A 14,546-nucleotide genomic window follows, 5' to 3' on the forward strand; every position below is an offset into this window, starting at 1 on the left:
ATGTCGAACCCAGCTAGCGTTAGTTTCTTTAATAACTTTATGAAAAATAAAATAATTTCTCTATTTCTAATATTTAGCTGTCTTTCGTTTTACTTAGTTTGGCCGGCTAATGCCTTAGCTGGTGTTTCTGATTTTACGGGCTGTCCAGCTTACAACGGCGGTTTGCAAGGAAGTGATGATTGTTATAAAGGATTGCGGGGCGATGGAGGTTCTTGTGAGTATGGAGTAGGAAGTATAAGGGGCACTGCAAATTTTTCCACGGCCGAACCAAAACTTCCCTTTCCGGAAGGAACAATTCTAAGGTGTAAAGGCATTTCTCGTACAGGTGGTTGGTCTCGTCATCGGATATACATGGATAGAATCTATCCCTATACTAAAAGCAGAATTGCCGGTTTATCCGAAAATGGCTATGAGGTTATTTTAGAGAAAGGCGAAATGAAAAGAAAAAGTTTAGGATTTTATCCGGCAGCAGATGGAAGATATACGCATTGTACCCAATATACGGGCGGAGAATGCACGGGCGAAATAGTTTATTTAGATGAATATGAAAAAACTCTTTCTTCTGAAGATATACCTTATCTGACAAAAGATTGTAATATTTGGGGTAGACTGGGAAAGTGTGTATATTGGGCTTCGGAAAAGAAAAATTTTGAGAATCTTATTACTAAAGACGTAATGGAGGTGGTAGACAAAACCGAACGAACTTTTAGTTGGACCGATGAAGACGAAGATTGGTTTTCAACCACGGTCACTTCTCATGTTGACTATAAGGCCTATCTTTTAACCGCTTACGGTTCTATTTTTAGGTATCACAAATACCAAGAAGAAAGCAAAACTTCCTGGGGAGGATGGGGTTTTGCTATCATAGGAGCTGTTTTTGGAGCGTTTCTTACTCCTTTTCTTCCGGTTTTGGGAATTTTTGGCTCTTTTTTGGCTTCAGCAATGCCAGTGATAAGCGGCAGTATTTTTGCCAACCTGACAATGCTTGGGGGATATTTGACTTCGCAGGCCTTGGGGAAAACGACCAATCTTGACGGGGGAGAGCTTACTCTTGTTTATGTGCCGGATTATTCTTATTCAACTTCAACAGACTCAACATTGACAATGCCGCCAATAGCGACCTCAACAATAGAGGGGTTTCAAACTCCGGCAGTACAACCGGCCCAGCCAACGCCCGATTTCAAAATAAAAGAAATTAAACCGTAAAACATTAAAAACTAAAGGTCAATAAATATAAAATAAAATTTACTAAATATTATGGAAGATAAATTTAAATTAGGTAAAAAATGGTTTTGGATAGGAGCGGTTTCGGCTGTTATTTTCCCCTTGATTGGCTTGATTTACGGCATCGCTCTCTTGACCGAAAAAAATTTCATTCAAAAAAAAGTCAAAGAGGCCTATCTGATTATTTTTTTGGCCGTAGTTTTGGGCGTCGTTTACGCTTTAATCGGCTCATCTCTTGTTTCCAAGGGCTATCAATTTTCTCCTACCGGAGAATTACAAAGTATTCCCATGAAAACCACAGGCGGCCCGAAAACAGGAGATGTTTTGCAGCAAAAATAAAAAGCCCCGGCTTAGTCAGGACTTTTTATTTTCTTGTTGAGGACTTACGCCGTTGCCTTGAAGAATATCCCGCAGGCGCTGAAAGCTTGGTTTCGCCGCAGGCGAATTTCAGTGCCGAGGGAAAAGAAATCCCGACCGCTGGAGTCGGAATATTCTGGTTCTGAAAGGCAATGGCGGAAGTCCTGTTATCCGAACAAATTTTTTGAGCTAATGAATTGCGCCGAATATTTATAGAAAATTAACCGGTTCGTCTTAATCAAGATTTCATGTTAAAATATTCATAACATGGACCAACATTCAAATTTTCACAATCTCGGCATTGCGCCGAATATTTTAGAGGCGCTTAATCGCCTTCACTTTATAACCCCCACGCCTATCCAGGTGAAGTCAATTCCTCCGGCGATTGACGGGAAAGACCTCGTGGGCGTCGCGCAAACAGGAACAGGGAAAACCCTGGCTTTCGGTGTGCCTATGCTTCAGATGGCTCTTTGCGGTAAACAGGGGCTCGTTATCCTGCCGACCCGGGAGCTTGCTTTTCAGGTACATGATGTTCTTCGTAAAATTGGAGCGGCGTTCGGAATACGAACCGCGGTTTTAATCGGCGGAGAATCAATCAGGGGCCAAATCCAAACGCTTCAAAAAAGACCGCACATTATTATCGGAACGCCTGGAAGAATTATTGACCATTTGGAACAAAAAACGCTTTCTTTGAAATCAGTGGAGGTTCTTGTGCTTGATGAAGCCGACCGGATGCTTGATATGGGCTTCGCTCCGCAACTGAAACGAATACTAAGCGTTCTTCCTCGCGAACGACAGACAATGCTTTTCTCGGCAACGATGCCCGAGGATATTGTTTTAATGGCAAGGGCCTATATGAAATTACCCCTTAGAGTTGAAATCGCCCCGTCCGGCACCACGGTTAAAGAAGTGACACAAGAACTTTTCTTTGTTGAAAAGCACGACAAGTCACGACTTTTAGAAAAACTTCTTTATGAATATCGGGGATCAATTTTAGTATTTTCACGGACAAAATATGGCGCTAAACGTATTGCGCTAAACGTCCGAACGATGGGCCATACGGCGGCCGAAATTCACTCAAACCGTTCTCTTACCCAGCGCCGGGAAGCGCTTGAAGGTTTCAGAAACGGAAAATACCGCGTGCTTGTCGCAACTGATATTGCCGCCCGAGGCATTGATGTGAAGGGAATTGAAGTTGTTTTAAATTACGATCTCCCGGAGAAACCAGAGGACTATATTCATCGCATTGGCCGCACCGCCCGGGCAGGCGGCGCAGGGCATGCGATTTCTTTCGCAACACCGGACCAGAAAGGCGACGTAAGAGGAATTGAGCGTCTTATCCGGGCAACGCTTCCGCTCTCAAAACTTCCCGAGCTTCCTCCGGCGCGTAAAAGCGAGCAAACAGCCGAAGATCGCGAGCCTCGTTTTGGTTACAGCCGCCGGCCTCAATCCAGCTCTCGCTTCAGCCCCGCTAAGCGGGACTTCGGACATTCTTCGCGCCCGAGTTCTCGTTCCGGATCTTTTCGGCCAAAGCGATCCTCAAATAATAATGGGGGATATTTCCGATAATGATTTTTTAATAAAAGATTGACTTTATCGGTCTTTTAGGTTATTATTTATCTATAACGCCGCTTGCAATGCGGCACTTAATTTTTATCTATGAATTCAATCAGAAACATCAGTATCATCGCTCACGTTGACCATGGCAAGTCCACTTTAGTTGACGCACTCTTGAAACAATCTGAGACTAATCTGGGTAAGCTCGTTAATGACGAGCTTATTATGGATTCAAACGAACTGGAGCGGGAACGCGGCATTACTATTTTTTCCAAAAACGCCGCGGTGATTTACCGGGAAACAAAAATTAATATTATTGATACGCCCGGCCACGCCGATTTCGGCGGGGAAGTTGAGCGTGTCTTAAATATGGCGGACGGCTCGCTTCTGCTTGTTGACGCCCAGGAAGGGCCGATGCCCCAAACCCGTTTTGTGCTGAAAAAAGCGCTTGATGCTAAACATAAAATTATCGTAGTTATAAATAAAATTGACAAACCGAATGCCCGCGTAAATCACGTCCTTGAAAAAATAATTGAGCTTTTCATGGAGCTTGGCGCGACAAACGAACAATTAAATTTTCCCATCATTTACGCGGCGGGCAGATTAGGAATGGCGGGCACATCGTCCGATCTCTCCGCTATGGAAAATATTGTACCTCTCTATGAAGCCATCCTTAAATATATTCCTGCTCCGAAAGGCGTGAGTGACGCGCCATTTCAAATGATTGTGGTCTCAATCCAGTATGATAATTTCCAGGGGAAAATCGCGGTGGGCCGGATTGAACGCGGCGTAGCGACAAACGGAATGCAAATCGCGCACATCCGAAGTAACGGAACAATAAAAAATTTCAAAATTACGGAGCTTATGACTTTTTTGGGGCTAAAACGCGTGCCGGTTCCTTCTGTGCAAACAGGGGATATTATAGCGCTTGCGGGAATACCGGAAGTGAATATCGGCGACACTTTGGCGGACGCGGAGCATCCCGAGGCCTTGCCATTAATTACCATTGAAAAACCGACAGTTAAAATGATTTTCTCGGTCAATAATTCTCCTTTCTCCGGCAAAGAAGGGGAATACTGCACCTCGCGCAATCTCCGCGAACGGCTTTTTAAAGAACTTGATAACGATGTGGCGCTTCGTGTAGAAGAAAGCGACTCATCCGATAGATTTTTAGTAAGCGGGCGCGGCGAACTGCACCTCGGGATCCTCATTGAGAAGATGCGGCGCGATGGTTATGAATTTCAGGTTTCAAGACCGGAAGTTATTTTTAAAGAAGAAAACGGCGTAATCTCGGAACCGGCGGAAGATGTTTGGATTGAAGTGCCAGAAAAACATTACGGCCTCATTCTCCAAAAAATGAGCGAACGGAAAGGCGAATTAAGAAATGTGAGTATTGAAAACGGCACGGTTTCATTTCATTTTTTTATTCCCACCCGCGGTCTCATCGGCTTCCGAAATGAATTTATGATAGAAACCCGAGGTACCGGCATTATCAATTCGCTTTTCTCGGGTTATTTCCCGAAATTTGATTCTGTCCCGGGGAATCCCCACGGTTCACTTGTTGTTCACGAAGCAGGCGTGACCACCGCCTACGCGCTTTTGCGCGCCCAGGAAAGGGGAGTGATGTTTGTCGGGCCGGGTGAAAAAGTTTATGAAGGCCAAGTAGTGGGGCAAAACGCCAAGACGGAGGACATTTCGGTGAATGTCTGCCGGCAAAAACAGCTTACCAACTTCCGGGCAAAAACCGACGCGGTGACTGACGACTTAATCCCGCCGCGCGTTCTTTCATTGGAACAAGCGCTTGAGTACATCGGCGATGACGAGCTTTTAGAAGTAACGCCCAAAAGCATCAGAATCAGAAAATTATTCTTAACCGAAATTGAAAGAAAAAGACATAATAGATAAATAATTTTATATAACTATTTTTCCGATTTTATTTTATTCAGAATCTCTTTCACTTTTTCCAAACTGTCCCAATCATAAACGGAAATCGGGAGAACATTTTTGTTAATTTTTTTCAGGGCGGTGATTTTCTTTTTTATTTCTTTTGCCGGCATTGTGTCGCTTTTGCTCAAAAATACATATTCAATTTTCTTTATCAGCTCTTTACTGTATGTTTTGAGCTCATTTTTGATTATTTTGTAATCTTTCACGGGATTTTCCGATTCCGCGGAAATTAAATGAAAAAGAATTTTTGTGCGTTCAATGTGGCGGAGAAATTTTATGCCCAAACCTTTGCCGCCTGACGCGCCTTCAATAAGCCCTGGAATATCCGCGAGAATAAGTTCATAATATACTCCAAGATTCGGCTCTAATGTAGTAAAGGGATAATTCGCGACTTTGCTGTTTGCTTTTGTAAGTTCGTTTATCAAACTGGATTTTCCCGCGTTCGGCAATCCTATGAGACCCACGTCAGCTATGAGTTTGAGTTCTAATCTTAGAGTGAACTGCTCGCCGGGTATTCCTTCTAGAAATTGCTTCGGAGTGGTATTTTTGGGAGAACGAAACTTAAAATTTCCTTTTCCGCCGTGGCCGCCTTTTGCGATGAAAATTCTCTCGCCGATTTTTAATACTTCTTCGGTTTTCCCCGTCTCAATTTTTTGGATTATCGTTCCCACGGGAACTTTTAAAACAATATCGCTTCCGTCAGGGCCGTCTCTGAATTGCCCTTGCCCGTTTGAGCCATCTATGGCCTTAATATTTTTTTTGTATCTGAACTGGCTCAAGGCATTTAAGTCGGAAACGCCTTCAAAATAAATACTGCCGCCGCGACCGCCGCTTCCGCCAACTGGGCCCAAACTCATCATATTTTTGTTGAAAGCCACGGCGCCTCTGCCACCGTTACCGGCTTCAACTTTAATTGTTACGTCGTCAATTAACATAAAAACAGTATAAGCGTTCTTCGGAGGTTATCCTAACGGCCAAACTAGCCGCGTCTTGGTATTTTTAACCGATACGCTGGATTATCTCTTTTATGCTTTTAACTAAACCGTTCTCAAAATTTACCTTAGGTTCCCAGCCGAGATGTTTTTTTGCCTTGGTATAACTGCCCCAAAAGCCGGAAACATCGTAAGAACGCTCCGGAATATTAACTATTTTTGAGCGACTTTCCGTGATTTTTATTATGAGTTTTGCAAGATCATAGAGCGAGATAGGATTGTTGGCGCTTAGAGTGAAGTCATCGCAAAAGCCATTCGGCTTATTTTTAACATACCCGATAGTTTTATTCACTCCATTAATTACGTCATCAATATAAACAAAATCAAACATCTTCTTCTTGCCGTTGCCCTCAAGAGTTATCGGCTTATTCTTCAAGGCGAGAATTATGAAACGGGGGATAACCCGGTCCAGAATATCGTCGGCTCCGGTATAAACCCCGCAAAAGCGCAGAATGAGCGCGCGCAAGCCGTAATTACGGGCGTACTGTTGCATTAGATCTTCGCCGGCAACCTTGGAAACGGCGTAGGCGTTCAAAGGCAGACGCAAACTTTTTTCGGTTACTGGAAATTTGGTATGACCGCCATAAACCTCTCGGCTTGATGAAAATACCACCCATGCCTTCGGATTTTTCTTTCTTACCGCTTCAAGAACGTTTGCCGTCCCGCCGATATTCGTCGTAAGGCAAGTATGCGGATCTATGAACGCAACCTTCGGCCGCGATATGGCCGCAAGATGAATAACTCCGGAAACGCCCCTGACCGCTCTCTCTAATCGCGCTAAGTCGCGAACGTCATCTTTGGGATTATTTTTTATGTCGTAATTAATAAATGAATAAATATGGCCGAGCTTGCGCCTAAGGCAAGTGCCAACATATCCCGAACCGCCTGTAAGTAATATTTTCATAAATTTAGCTGCGGGGCTAGGAATCGGACCTAGATTCCATGGTTCAGAGCCATGTTGCCTACCATTAGCAGACCCCGCAATTACATTTAATATACTCTAAATTTAATCAATTTTCTAAATTTTTCAACCTCTAATTTTTTACGAAGTCTAGTTGAAGTTTTTCTAATCTCGGGATTATAACCAAGTAATTTTAACCCATTCTCAACATTTTTTAATAAACTTTGGTTTTTATTGGAAAATTGAAAGTTATAAGTACATGTCGGTTTATGAACCGATAAAGAACCCTCCGCTTCAAATAACCCTCTTAAATATCTGATTAAATAACTTTGGTTTTTTAAAATCCAATTAGGAGTTTTTATGTTTAAACGACCTCTATCGCCTGAAGGGATACCTAATCTTTTTGAAATTTCTTTTTGATAAAGACCGATTCTTATATTGTTTTTATTGTAAACCTTGCTAACTGTTGGTTTCTTATTAAATATTTGTTTAGTTAATTTAGTATAACGATTAACAAAACCTAAATTATTAGAGTTTGCTGAAATTATAATTCTTTCTGTTCGTGGAAATTTACTAATATTGCCGTCGCCAAGAACAACTCCAATATATTCCGCTAAATTACCAGACAAGGAAAGGGGAGGATAATTTTGAGGAATTTTTCCAATTCTTCGCATTCTTTCCCGCCATTCCTTAAAATTATCAATTTTTTTCCGCTTCATTGTCCTAGCTGTCCTCAATACAGAGGGATGTGTATCTTTAGTGAATCCTTTATTCCAACTTGACTTCATTACGTAGTAATTTTACCATAAAAAGTATAAAATTACTACCATTAGACGACTAGGCAATATCTATTAATCTAGCATAATACTGCCAAAATCTCCTTAGCTTCGCAAATCTAAAAACTAAGTCCAATCGATTGGACTTAGGGTATTATTTGAGGTTTTCCGCCTTCAAATTGGATTTTAGTCAATTTCAATTTTCCGTCAACCAATTCGGCCTCCAAAAGTTTTACCCGTTTTTTGTTTTGTATGGAACTATTCGCGCGAATTAGAGAAGATAACTCTTCCGGAATTAAAATAGTCCAAACTCCCGGCTCCGGATTAAGAGCGCAGATTTTTCTTTCAATAATTATAGGATCATCCTTTTCTAAATCAACATAGCCATCTTCGGTTTTGAATTTTTTCGTGTAAGTAGCCTGGCTTTCGTCTTGCGGAAGGGGAGTGATTTCGCTTTTTAAAAACTTCGGCAGGGTTTCAATCAGTAAATATCCAGCCAACTCCGCCAGTAATTGCTGTAATTTTGAAAATTGAAAATTAGAAATTGAAAATTCCAATTTTCGCTGGGCGAAAATTGGGCCATGGTCTACTTTCTCATCCACCAAAAACAAAGTGACGCCGGTTTCGGATTCTCCGCTAAGAATAGCCGATTGAATAGGGGAGGAACCGCGGTATTTCGGCAAAAGCGAAGGGTGAACGCCGATAGTTCCCAGCCGCGACATTTCTAAAATTTCTTTGGGAATAATTTGGGCGTAAGCGGCGACGACAGCAAAATCTATTTCGCCAATTTCTAATTGGAAATTTCTAATTTCTAATTTTTCCGGCTGATAAACTTTAATCTCATATTTTTCGGCCAGAACTTTAGTCGGCGGGGGAGTGATGATTTTTTTCCTGCCAACCGGCCTATCGTGGTTGCAAACAACCGCCGCCGGCGGAAAACCGGATTTAATCAATTTTTCCAAAATAACAGCCGCAAAATCAGGCGTGCCGAAAAATGCGTATTTCATAATTATATTTTTGCCGTTTCCTCTAGGGCTTCTTTGAAAAGTTTATTAGTCCTGTCAACAAAAAGAATCCCGTTCAAGTGATCTATTTCGTGCTGAAATACCCGTGCCGGCAATGCCCAGGCCTTAATCTTTATTTTCTTTCCGTTTTTATCAAAACCCGCCAGCGTTATCTGTTCCGGCCTTTCCACTAAACCCCAAATCCCCGGCACGCTAAGACAACCCTCTTCAAGCTCAATCTTTTCTTTTGAAACCTTAACAATGCCGGGATTGAAAATAGCATAAAATTTCGGCTTGCCTTTATCGCTTGGGATTTCCGCGATAAAAAGCCGCCAGTCAAAGCCGAGCTGATTAGCGCTCAAGCCGATGCCTTTTACTTTTTTTATCGCCGCTCGCATTTTTTTGATTATTTCTTTAATTTCTGCCTTTTTATGTTTGGCGAAATCAAAATCAGGCGTTTTTCGCCGTAAAAATTTTTCTTCTTTTTTATTGTTGACAGTTAAAATATTCATTATTATTTTTTGCTATTTTTTATTTCTTGATAAAAAACCTTCATAAAATAAGCGCCTTTATTTTCTATATTTTTTCTTTCGGCGACACTCTTGGCTGTGGTAATTAATTTATGCTCGTCATGTTTTTTAGCCATTTTAATATAAAGCGATTTATGTTTTTCATCGCCGAGTATTTGAGCGATTGTTAAACCGGTAAACTGAAATTTTTCATAAACCCGGCTGGTTTTTTTCCGTTCTTTGATGATATTCAGATAATCTTTGTCTATATTTATGGACATTTTATGATAAAATTATACCGTATGCGTCTCTTTATTGCCATAAATCTGCCTGAAAAAACAAAAAATGTCATAGAAGAAGCGGTTAATAAAATCAAGCCACTTTTTGATAATTATTCAGCCCACTTTTCGCCGAAAAACAATTGGCATCTGACCATCACTTTTTTAGGATACCAGCCGCCGGAGGCCTTGGATTCTATTCTTAAATCAATCAAAGAAACCGCGGCACAATTTACCCACGTAAAAATAGATTTTGAAAGCATCAGCTACGGGCCGCCTGGCAAACCGGCTCGGATGGTCTGGCTGACCGGCGTTAAAAAAACTTCCGAAAAATTAAACGAACTGAAAATAAAATTAGACGAAACGCTTATTGAGAATGGCATAAAATTCAAGCAAGACAACCGGCGTTTTAACGCGCATCTTACTTTAGTGCGATTTCCCGATCCCTTGGGAAAATTGCCCGATAAACTAATAACTCCACTATCATTGTCTTTTGAAGCCGAAACTCTTGATTTAATGGAATCACATCTCAAGCAAACCGGCGCGGAATATGAAGTACTTTCTGAATTTGATTTTCATTAATTTTTAATATAAAATTTATAAATCATGGACAAGAGATAGATTCTTGGCAAATTTCAAAAATGGAAAACAAAAAAACATCCAATAAAAATTACGGTTTAATCCTCGGGATTGCTTTGCTAGTCAGCGTTTCCTATTCTTTTGGTTTCCAAGGCGGGCTTCGTAATGCCGAACCGAAAACCGTATACAAAGATAATCCGGAAATCGCCGCTGATTTTTCTACATTCTGGAAGGCCTGGGATACTTTTAAACAAAACTTCGTTCATAGCAAGGATATAACCGACCAGGATATGCTTTACGGAGCCATCTCCGGCCTGGTAAACGCGGGCAACGACCCTTACACTGTTTTTCTTAAGCCCAGCGATGCCAATAAATTCGAAGAGGATTTAAACGGAAACTTTGGAGGAATCGGCGCCCAAATTGATATCCGCAATAGTCAATTAATGGTCGTTGCTCCTTTGAAAGATTCGCCGGCTGAACGAGTGGGCCTGAAAAGCGGTGATAAAATCCTGAAAATTAATAGTACCTCCACCGACACTCTCGCCACGATTGAAGAAGCGGTAAAACTGATTCGCGGAACAAAAGGAACGACGGTTGTCCTCACAATTTTAAGAGACGGCTGGGCATTGCCTAAAGAGATATCTATTATCAGAGACACCATCGCCGTGCCTACTCTTGACTGGGAAATGAAATCAGACAATATCGCTTACATTCAGCTTTATAGTTTCAACGAAAACGCTCCCCTGGCATTTTATAAAGCCGCCCTGCCGGCTCTTATAAGCGGTGCTAAAGGTATAATCTTAGACCTTCGCAACAATCCCGGCGGCTATTTAGACGCGGCGACTAATATCGCCGGCTGGTTCTTGAAAAGCGGGGATGTGGTCGTAAGAGAAGAATTCAGTTCCGGTAAACAGGATGTTCTTAAAGCCCAAGGCAACAGCGCCTTAGCCGATTTACCGGTGGTTGTTTTAGTCAATGGCGGTTCAGCTTCGGCTTCTGAAATTTTAGCCGGTGCCTTGCGGGACAACCGTCATGTCAAAATCATCGGCGAGACCACTTTCGGCAAAGGAACGGTTCAGGAACTTAAAAGATTTACTGACGGCTCGGAAATGAAAGTTTCAATTGCCCAATGGCTTTTGCCTAACGGCGAAACAATTGACAAAAAAGGCATAACTCCAGATATTGTCGTTGAATTAACCGAGGAAGACGCTACGGCCGGAAAAGACCCCCAACTGGACAAAGCAATGGAAATTATAAAAGCAGAAATTAAATAATCTAATTATGAAAATAATTTTATCAGAAGACATCAAGGGACTGGGTAAAAAATTTGAAATCAAGGAAGTCAAGGACGGATACGCCAAAAATTTTTTAATACCCGGAAAATTAGCCAAAGCGGCAAACGAAGCCAATCTTAAAATTCTTACTCAGCAAAAAACAGTTTGGGAAAATAAAGAAAAAGAGATTCTCGAGCACTTTGAGAAAATCGCCGATCAGCTTAAAAGCGCCGTCTTGGATTTTCCCATGAAAGTAAGCCTGCCTGCGCAGGCAGGGGAGAAAGTATCAATTTTCGGTTCAGTCAGCGCCGCGGAAATCATAAAGGCCATTAAAGACTTGGATACTTTAAAAAAGTATTCCGAAGAAATAAAAAATTTTGAAGTAATACTGGAGAAACCGATTAAAGAATTAGGAGAACACTTGGTGGAAATAAACCTCGGAAAAGGAATTAAATCAAAAGTTAAAATTAAAGTACACTCACAACCTTAACTGACCGGTTGACGCCGTCAAAACGAGTGTGTCTTTTATGAGCAAACTTAACTTTCCCCGCTTTAAGAGAGTAAAGCGTGTCGTCATTCGCGCGGCGGACATTAAGACCGGGGAAATAATTAGTACCCCGCTGGCGAACAATGATGTCGCCTATTTTCACTATCTGGCCGTCGGTCACTTTAATACCCAATCGTTGAGCCGCTGAATCTCTGCCTAATTTTGTTGAGCCTTTTGCTTTTGTATGTGCCATATTAAAAAATCAAAATCAGATTAAATTCTAATTTATATAATATATGTTGTCAAGTTTCAAAAATTTAATTCAGGAAAATAAAAGAAATATCATAATAACTTTTCTGTTGATTCTTGTAATCTCTTTAAGCTTCGGTTTGGGTTATCTTTTCGCCAAAGAGAACAACCACGCCCCGATTATTATTGAAAAATGCTCGGGATAAAAGAAATTTTGCGACGATATTTATAGCGTTGCAAAATCTCTTTGGGGTTTTGCGACGAATAATTTATTCGTTGCAACAACCCTTATTTTACGACAGATAGATTTGCTAAAATTAAAACGATGTATTATAATAATTTTATATTTGAATAATTTGTTCTTTAAAAAAAGAAATATAAAAAAGGAGGGATAAATACCATGAAGGGTAATCATATAAAATATTATCCGAATGTAATAGGATTCATATCCAAACGATTGAGAGAAAAGTTTCCGAAAGTTAAGCCGAGGAAAAATCTGAAAAACACCCCGGCATATCTTCTTTGGATGATGCAAGAGATGCAAAAATTCGATGATTCAGTGAAAGCTGGCAGATGGATTGGCTGGATAATGGCACATGCGGAAATGCTCGGAATTATGACGAACGAAAAGTCACGGAAATTAGCTAGAATGGATTGCCGACAAGGATTTACTTAAATAATCCCGAAAATTAATAACGCAAATCTATCAAAGGAGGTGCAAAATGAGCAAGAAAGAAACTCTTGGAAAAGCAATGACCCCGGAAGAAATAATGAAACAGGCCGAATATACAGCACAGAAAGCCATAAAACGGCTCCAAGAATCAATCGACCATGGATTTATGACCTATCCGGAGCTTATCGAAGTCCTTAAGTCTCATCTCAAGAAATCAATAGACGAGATGATAATTTTTAGGCCGGACAATCTTCCGTTTTCTCTGAAAAAAATTGGGCTAAATAAAATCTATAAAGCCCTCATAGAAAAAGAAAAAAGAGAGGAAAAACGGCGAAACTAAAGAAATATTAATTATAATAGCCCGTAAAATTTTACGGGCTATTTTTTATGATATATATCCGGTCTGTTTCAGCCAGTATTCATTTTCCCATTCCCAAAGTTTCTTGGCGCCCAAAAACGCCTTAAAATCTTCCTGCCAATAAGGAAATTCCTTTAGTTCGATGTCGCCTTTGAGTTCCGACCACTGGTGTTCGCAATTTCTGGCTTTTGCGCTGTAGCCGCCGTTAAGCCACGGCAATTTTATTTTTTCCCGGCCGCCTTTTTGGCGTAAAGTGGCGCCGCAGTTAAGGCAAGTTTTAATCTGGTCAATTCTTAAAATCCAGCGTGTCTGAATATTTTTAAAATCATTTTGGACGGCCGCTATGTAAGCGGATGTTTGGAGATTATAATCGCGATAAATCGCCTGGGAAGTTTTAATGTCTAAAACTCCGAATTTGCCGTCAATAAGGGCCAAGGCGTCAATAGTGCCGGCGTAGCGTTCATCAAAATTAATAATTTGTTTTTCCACGAACTGTTCATCAACCTGGATGTTTTTGGCTTCTTTAAATTTTAAAAATGCGTCAACCGCCGGAGCAATTGTCGGGTCAACAACGGGGGACTGACCGATAAGAAACTGCTCAACTGTTTCGTGCATTAAAGTGCCTTCGGCGGCTGATGCATTTTTGACCGCTTCCCCTGCGTTAAAATTATTCATTTCGGCGTAAAAGCGATAAAGCGCCGGCTTGGCTTTGATTTCAATGATTTTAGTCACGCGAGGATACCAAGCACCGTCAATTTCATAGCCGCTTGAATCTTTGAACTGCCCCAAATTGGAATAATACATAATATCTCCATATCTTAGCAGGGAAGCCAAGATATTCAAGGGTTATATCTGTCGTACAAGATACCTTTTGCGTCAGATAATAAAAATCTAACGCAAAAGGTTGCGGTTATTTTACAACAATTCTTTAAATAATATAAAGAACTATCGTAAAATAACCTTACTTTTATTTTATAAAAGATAATCCGGCTTTGATTAGATTCGCGATTCCCTGGAAAATCCAGACAAAAAATTCCCCCACTTTTTGAAATACCAAAACGATATTAAGCCCGATATGGGTCTTTAGCCATTCATTCGTATTCCCCAGGCCCCGAGTAAGCCACCTGAAGCCATTTGCCACATCCTCGCCCGACTTAGGAATGGCTCCGACAACCTGGTTGAGAAATGAAAATTTGGAAAAATCAATATTTATATTGCTGAAGGTTTTGAATAAATCGGTTAAGGGCTGCGGGATAAAACTCTGAATTTTTTCCGGCGTCGGTATATCTGAAATATTAACTTCAGCCAAAGAAATTTTAGACGCTGACAAAATGAATGCCGATAGTAAAATTAATAGAAACAAACGCTTGTAATTCATATT

19 protein-coding genes are annotated in these 14,546 nt (G+C 41.0%); 10 read left to right on the forward strand and 9 right to left on the reverse strand.

Features of this window, described 5'->3' with window-relative positions; all coding sequences use genetic code 11:
- Nucleotides 1–39 precede the first annotated feature (39 nt).
- The 4 genes from Q8N22_00905 (at nt 40) to typA (ending at nt 5,043) form a co-directional block, all read left to right on the forward strand.
- A complete protein-coding gene (locus Q8N22_00905) occupies nt 40–1,206 on the forward strand; it encodes a hypothetical protein (GenBank protein MDP3052496.1) in 1,167 nt (388 codons plus the stop codon).
- A 51-nt stretch (nt 1,207–1,257) separates the two neighbouring features.
- Entirely contained in the window at nt 1,258–1,563 is a 306-nt protein-coding gene (locus Q8N22_00910) for a hypothetical protein (protein ID MDP3052497.1), read from the forward strand.
- 285 nt (nt 1,564–1,848) lie between these two features.
- On the forward strand, nt 1,849–3,150 hold the full coding sequence (locus Q8N22_00915; GenBank protein MDP3052498.1) for a DEAD/DEAH box helicase: 1,302 nt from the start codon (nt 1,849–1,851) through the stop codon (nt 3,148–3,150).
- Between the two features lie 90 nt (nt 3,151–3,240).
- A complete protein-coding gene (gene typA / locus Q8N22_00920) occupies nt 3,241–5,043 on the forward strand; it encodes a translational GTPase TypA (protein ID MDP3052499.1) in 1,803 nt (600 codons plus the stop codon).
- Nucleotides 5,044–5,057: 14 nt separating this feature from the next.
- On the opposite strand, the gene obgE is transcribed toward typA, so the two are convergent.
- The 6 genes from obgE to Q8N22_00950 all read right to left on the reverse strand — a co-directional run bounded on the left by obgE (nt 5,058) and on the right by Q8N22_00950 (nt 9,548).
- Nucleotides 5,058–6,020, reverse strand: a complete 963-nt coding sequence (gene obgE / locus Q8N22_00925) for a GTPase ObgE (protein MDP3052500.1) — start codon at nt 6,018–6,020, stop codon at nt 5,058–5,060.
- A gap of 64 nt (nt 6,021–6,084) precedes the next feature.
- A complete protein-coding gene (locus tag Q8N22_00930) occupies nt 6,085–6,981 on the reverse strand; it encodes a GDP-mannose 4,6-dehydratase (protein MDP3052501.1) in 897 nt (298 codons plus the stop codon).
- Nucleotides 6,982–7,067: 86 nt separating this feature from the next.
- Nucleotides 7,068–7,652, reverse strand: coding sequence for an LAGLIDADG family homing endonuclease (locus tag Q8N22_00935; GenBank protein ID MDP3052502.1), 585 nt, complete (start codon nt 7,650–7,652; stop codon nt 7,068–7,070).
- Nucleotides 7,653–7,900: 248 nt separating this feature from the next.
- Complete coding sequence (gene fmt, locus Q8N22_00940; GenBank protein ID MDP3052503.1) at nt 7,901–8,761, reverse strand: methionyl-tRNA formyltransferase; 861 nt, start codon at nt 8,759–8,761, stop codon at nt 7,901–7,903.
- A gap of 2 nt (nt 8,762–8,763) precedes the next feature.
- Entirely contained in the window at nt 8,764–9,270 is a 507-nt protein-coding gene (def, locus tag Q8N22_00945; GenBank protein MDP3052504.1) for a peptide deformylase, read from the reverse strand.
- Between the two features lie 2 nt (nt 9,271–9,272).
- Entirely contained in the window at nt 9,273–9,548 is a 276-nt protein-coding gene (locus tag Q8N22_00950) for a hypothetical protein (GenBank protein MDP3052505.1), read from the reverse strand.
- Nucleotides 9,549–9,569: 21 nt separating this feature from the next.
- Between Q8N22_00950 and thpR the strand changes: the two genes are divergently transcribed.
- From thpR to rplI, 3 genes are read left to right on the forward strand one after another with little or no spacing between them, the layout of a single operon-like run.
- Nucleotides 9,570–10,127: an RNA 2',3'-cyclic phosphodiesterase gene (gene thpR / locus Q8N22_00955; protein ID MDP3052506.1), complete on the forward strand. Its 558-nt coding sequence runs from the start codon at nt 9,570–9,572 to the stop codon at nt 10,125–10,127.
- A 59-nt stretch (nt 10,128–10,186) separates the two neighbouring features.
- Nucleotides 10,187–11,398, forward strand: a complete 1,212-nt coding sequence (locus Q8N22_00960) for a S41 family peptidase (GenBank protein MDP3052507.1) — start codon at nt 10,187–10,189, stop codon at nt 11,396–11,398.
- Nucleotides 11,399–11,405: 7 nt separating this feature from the next.
- The gene (gene rplI / locus Q8N22_00965) at nt 11,406–11,888 is read left to right on the forward strand and encodes a 50S ribosomal protein L9 (GenBank protein MDP3052508.1); all 483 of its coding nucleotides are present in this window, start codon (nt 11,406–11,408) and stop codon (nt 11,886–11,888) included.
- Here the strand turns inward: rplI and rpmA are convergent.
- On the reverse strand, nt 11,866–12,138 hold the full coding sequence (rpmA, locus tag Q8N22_00970) for a 50S ribosomal protein L27 (protein MDP3052509.1): 273 nt from the start codon (nt 12,136–12,138) through the stop codon (nt 11,866–11,868). The genes rplI and rpmA overlap by 23 nt on opposite strands.
- A 43-nt stretch (nt 12,139–12,181) precedes the next feature.
- On the opposite strand from rpmA, the gene Q8N22_00975 reads away from it, so the two are divergent.
- The 3 genes from Q8N22_00975 (at nt 12,182) to Q8N22_00985 (ending at nt 13,147) form a co-directional block, all read left to right on the forward strand.
- Nucleotides 12,182–12,340, forward strand: coding sequence for a hypothetical protein (locus tag Q8N22_00975; protein MDP3052510.1), 159 nt, complete (start codon nt 12,182–12,184; stop codon nt 12,338–12,340).
- Nucleotides 12,341–12,534: 194 nt separating this feature from the next.
- Complete coding sequence (locus Q8N22_00980; protein MDP3052511.1) at nt 12,535–12,810, forward strand: hypothetical protein; 276 nt, start codon at nt 12,535–12,537, stop codon at nt 12,808–12,810.
- Between the two features lie 46 nt (nt 12,811–12,856).
- Nucleotides 12,857–13,147, forward strand: coding sequence for a hypothetical protein (locus Q8N22_00985; GenBank protein ID MDP3052512.1), 291 nt, complete (start codon nt 12,857–12,859; stop codon nt 13,145–13,147).
- 45 nt (nt 13,148–13,192) lie between these two features.
- On the opposite strand, the gene Q8N22_00990 is transcribed toward Q8N22_00985, so the two are convergent.
- Together Q8N22_00990 and Q8N22_00995 are read right to left on the reverse strand one after the other, a co-directional pair.
- Nucleotides 13,193–13,969 carry a hypothetical protein gene (locus tag Q8N22_00990; GenBank protein ID MDP3052513.1) on the reverse strand — a complete coding sequence of 259 codons (777 nt, stop codon included), beginning with the start codon at nt 13,967–13,969 and terminating at the stop codon, nt 13,193–13,195.
- Nucleotides 13,970–14,132: 163 nt separating this feature from the next.
- On the reverse strand, nt 14,133–14,543 hold the full coding sequence (locus Q8N22_00995; protein MDP3052514.1) for a hypothetical protein: 411 nt from the start codon (nt 14,541–14,543) through the stop codon (nt 14,133–14,135).
- Nucleotides 14,544–14,546: the final 3 nt, after the last annotated feature.

This window comes from bacterium (assembly GCA_030693325.1).
Taxonomy (GTDB): domain Bacteria; phylum Patescibacteriota; class Minisyncoccia; order UBA6257; family MFKM01; genus MFKM01.